The 3,992-nt window shown below is 57.2% G+C and carries 5 protein-coding genes; 2 read left to right on the top strand and 3 right to left on the bottom strand.

What is annotated here, in order from left to right; all coding sequences use genetic code 11:
* Positions 1 to 165: 165 nt before the first annotated feature.
* From F8N49_RS26170 to F8N49_RS26160, 3 genes are all read right to left on the bottom strand, one after another.
* The gene (locus F8N49_RS26170) at positions 166 to 1,035 is read right to left on the bottom strand and encodes a DUF6279 family lipoprotein (RefSeq protein WP_122747399.1); all 870 of its coding nucleotides are present in this window, start codon (positions 1,033 to 1,035) and stop codon (positions 166 to 168) included.
* A gap of 77 nt (positions 1,036 to 1,112) precedes the next feature.
* Positions 1,113 to 1,829, bottom strand: a complete 717-nt coding sequence (locus tag F8N49_RS26165) for a TorF family putative porin (RefSeq protein WP_151553165.1) — start codon at positions 1,827 to 1,829, stop codon at positions 1,113 to 1,115.
* Positions 1,830 to 2,032: 203 nt separating this feature from the next.
* Positions 2,033 to 2,221: a hypothetical protein gene (locus F8N49_RS26160; protein ID WP_016985943.1), complete on the bottom strand. Its 189-nt coding sequence runs from the start codon at positions 2,219 to 2,221 to the stop codon at positions 2,033 to 2,035.
* A 339-nt stretch (positions 2,222 to 2,560) separates the two neighbouring features.
* Here F8N49_RS26160 and F8N49_RS26155 point away from each other — a divergent pair, with 339 nt between their 5' ends.
* The gene (locus F8N49_RS26155) at positions 2,561 to 3,397 is read left to right on the top strand and encodes a S1 RNA-binding domain-containing protein (RefSeq protein WP_016771157.1); all 837 of its coding nucleotides are present in this window, start codon (positions 2,561 to 2,563) and stop codon (positions 3,395 to 3,397) included.
* A gap of 44 nt (positions 3,398 to 3,441) precedes the next feature.
* Positions 3,442 to 3,834 carry a DUF2177 family protein gene (locus F8N49_RS26150; protein WP_122506025.1) on the top strand — a complete coding sequence of 131 codons (393 nt, stop codon included), beginning with the start codon at positions 3,442 to 3,444 and terminating at the stop codon, positions 3,832 to 3,834.
* Positions 3,835 to 3,992: the final 158 nt, after the last annotated feature.

The raw sequence follows: 3,992 nt of genomic DNA, 5'->3' as shown, positions 1-3,992 counted from the left end.
GTGACGTTTGATGAAGTCGCCTCAAAGGCTCAAATCGCCGGCGCCAGTGACATCCGCCCTGTGGGTGCGAGCCTGCTCGCGAAAACGGTCTGTCAGTGACATTTGAACTGTCTGACACTCCGCCTTCGCGAGCAGGTTCGCTCCCACAATGGGCCATTGGTTTATTCAAGGTTTCTGCGCGGCCTTCAGGCACTTCAGGTCATTGAAGTCCTTGCGCACGCCCTCGATTTTCTTCAGCAAGCGCTCACGCTGCTGCGGCGTGCTCTCGGCCATCAAGTCGACAAACAGCGATCGTGCCTGCGCTTCAGTATTGGCGTAGGCCTTGCGGTAATCCGCTGTCCATAAGCGCTCGCGGTTGACCAGAAGCGTCTCGATGCGTTGTGGGAATTCCGCGCTTTGGCGTTGCGCAACGGCGGCGCTGAACTGTTGCTGCCAGTGCGCGCGGTTGGCGATCCATTGGGTGTTCTGGTCGCCCAAGGCATTGGTCCAGGCCACGACGCGTTGTTTCTGTTTATCACTGAGCGGGCCTAGCCAATCGTTCAGGCGTTTTTCCATGCGCTCGCCGCGTTCCTTGATCTGCTGGGCCAGCGGTGGTTTCACGTATTCCTGCTGACGTTTGCGCAAATCCTTGGCAAACGCGTCGTTCATTTCTGCCACCTGTTTATCGTCCAGGCCTTGCAGCAACTCGATGGCCGAAGGGGTGATTTCCCGGGCGGTTTCGGCGATAGCCTGTTTGGCTTCGGCGGTGCGCTCCTGCAGCGCGGCGTCAGTTACCTGATTGCTCTCGACCATGGCCTGCAAACGGTCCAGCCAATCGAGGTAACCGGGTAATTGCGTGGTGCAATGCCAGCTCAGGTGTTCCTTGAGCCGGTCGTTGAACCAGTCTTTCTGCTCGCCGTTCATGTCCACGTAGTCGCTGAGCGACCACGGGATGATCACGTCGAGGTTGCGGTAGGCCAGGCCAACGCGGCTGCAAGCGCCGAGGGCGAGGGTGAAGATGAGCAGGGCGGCAATCTGTTTGAACCAGCGAGACATGGGCAAATCCTTGCGAGAGCCTGGCGTCGGAAATCTGATTCTTATGTGATGCAGGATGCGCGCGGCAGTTCAGCCGATCAATAGAACGTGCGTACAGCCTTGAGTGTGACGAGGCCGTCGCACTCGCTGTTGTGCCCGGAATACGCCGAGCAATCACTGCCGCTGAGGCTGGAGTCGCTGTAGATCAGATCAAGATCGACGCCCATGAATGGCCGCGACAGTTTCACCGACCAATCAGTGAAATTGCTGATATAGCCACCGTCCACCGCCGCTGGTGTATTCAACTGGTGCGTGGTGTATTTCATGCTCACGCCAATGCCGAACGGCTGATTGCCAGTGAGGTCGGCAAACAAGGTGTTGTTCTGTTTATCCGGGTCGTTGCTCAATGCGATGCCGAAGCGACTGCCGAGCAAGGTCAGACCGCCGAACAGCTCCTGGCTGTCGAGGGTGTCCACGCGGGGATAGCTGTAATGGATCATCCCGACTTCATAGCCGAGCACCTGATCGAACGGCTGCTTGAAGCCGACGTAGGAATCGATCTCGAGGTTCTTGCCCGGGCTGATGCCCATGCTCGGCGCGTACTGGCCGAAATACACGCCGCTGTCGTGGCTCAGATCAAGGCCACCGTGGAACGAGCCGACCGCCGCCGGTTTCACCAGGCCCTGGGCCATGCTGCGGCTGGGCGTGGTGCCCAGCTTGAGATCGAAGTCGCCCAGTTCACCCTGAAAAACCTGCGCGTGCGCGGTCGCGCCTGACAGCAGGCTGACGAACAATAAACAGGGAAATGGGCGCATGCGTCACTCCATGAACCGCGAGCGCAGGGCGAAGGCCTGCTGAAACGCTTGATCTAGACGCGTGCAAGGATACCGGCGAATGCCCGGCATTGATGGCCGTTCGTCGATTTTCCGGAATTTTTGTTTAAAACGAAGGGGGATTGCGCGGTGCCAGTCCAGGCGCTTCGAAGCTCAAAGCGCCTCTGGACGGGGTGAAACCGGTATTACTTCTTGCCCAGGCTGATCTGCTTGGACGGGCCGAATGTCTGGCCACTGACGCCTTTGGCAATTTGCTGGATCTCGCCGCCGGACTTGAGGAATGCTGCGATCTGATCGTTGATCGATTCGCTGGTTTCAACGGCTGGAGCTGGCTTTGCTTTGCTGGTGGATGCTTTTACACGCATGGCGGCCATTAACCTTTAGAAAAGTAACTCGGCCAGGCATCGTACAGGAATAACTTGACAATAGCTTGGTAAATATCCCCCGGATTAACCAGCCGTAACGCTGCATTATTACCGGCCGCCAACTCGTAATAACCAGCTAACGTGCTGTTTTAAATAAGAACATTTAATTGGGGTGAGGCAAATCAGCACAGCCGTGAAGCGTCGGGTCGGACTGACGAGCGGCACCCCGTAGGGCAGTGATCAAGCAAAATCAACAGGTTGACGCAGATTTTCCGCTGCGAGGATCTGTCGCCCGACGTCTGCGGCAAAAACGGGTAGAATGCCGCCCACGTATTGAGGGTTTCGGAAATGGCTTTAGTCGGGCGTTACAACAGTTTGCAAGTGGTTAAACACACTAACTTCGGTTTATATCTGGACGGCGGTGCCGATGGCGAAATTCTTTTGCCCAACCGTTATATCCCCAAAGATATTCCCAGCGAAGATGAAGACTGGCTCAACGTATTCATCTATCTGGACAGCGAAGACAAACTTCTCGCCACCACGGAAAAACCGAAAGTTCAGGTCGGCGAATTTGCCAGCCTGAAAGTGGTTGAAGTCAACAGCATCGGCGTGTTCCTCGACTGGGGCCTGCCGAAAGATCTGTTGCTGCCGTACTCGGAAGAAAAGCGCCAGATGACTGCTGGCGAATACTGTGTGGTGCACGTCTACCTCGACAAACACACGCGCCGCATCACCGCCACCGCACGCCTCGATCGTTACCTGGACAAGACCCCGGCCACCTACAGCCCGGGCCAGGAAGTTGATCTGCTGGTAGCCGAAGCCACCGACATGGGCTTCAAGGCGATCATCAACAACAAGCACTGGGGCCTGATCCACAAGAACGAGATCTTCAAGTTCATGCGTTCGGGCATGCGCGAGAAAGGCTTCATCAAGGAAGTGCGCGCCGACGGCAAGATCAGCCTGAGCCTGCAACCGGTTGGCCAGGAAGCGGCCAGCAGCCTGAGTTCGAAGATCCTCGGCAAGTTGCGCGAAAACGACGGCACCCTGGCGGTCAGTGACAAGAGTGATCCGGCACTGATCAGCAGCCTGTTCGGCGTCAGCAAGGGCAACTTCAAGAAAGCCATCGGCTCTCTGTACAAGGAAGGCAAGATCGTCATTCACGCCGATCGCATTGAACTAACCTGAGCCTTGAGTGGCCCATGTTGCAGGCCACACAAGAGGTTGGATCGATGAAAAAGGCGCTCATCGCTTACGTCGCAACGCTGCTGACGTTTCTGCTGCTCGATGGCATCTGGCTCGGGCTGCTGATGGCGCCGACCTATCGCGAACTGCTCGGTTCGCTGATGCTGGAAAAACCGCTGCTGTTGCCCGCAGCGGTTTTTTATTGCCTATACGTTATTGGCTGCGTGGTATTCGTGGTCTTGCCGGCGCTGAGCTGGCAGCGAGCGGCGAAGCTGGGTGCGCTGTTGGGGCTGGTGGCCTACGGCACTTATGACCTGACCAACTGGGCAACCTTGCGCGACTGGTCGGTGCAGGTGAGTTTGATGGATTGGGCGTGGGGGACAGTGGCGACGGCGGTTGCTTGCACGGTGGGTTATCTGGTGGCGAAGCGGTTTGCCTGAGCTCATCCGGCAGTTGTGTTGGCAATGCTGGCCTCTTCGCGAGCAGGCTCGCTTGTATGGTAGGACTTGAAGGGAGGAGGAGGGACAAGGCTCGATTCTGACTGTTAGCGCAGTACAGACCGTGGGAGATTTTCACCCTCCTCCTTTCACCCAAGCGC

The organism is Pseudomonas sp. GXM4 (genome assembly GCF_008923895.1).
Taxonomy (GTDB): domain Bacteria; phylum Pseudomonadota; class Gammaproteobacteria; order Pseudomonadales; family Pseudomonadaceae; genus Aquipseudomonas; species Aquipseudomonas atacamensis.
Note: the sequence above shows the minus strand (reverse complement) of the source record. Positions and strands in the feature narration are given on the sequence as shown.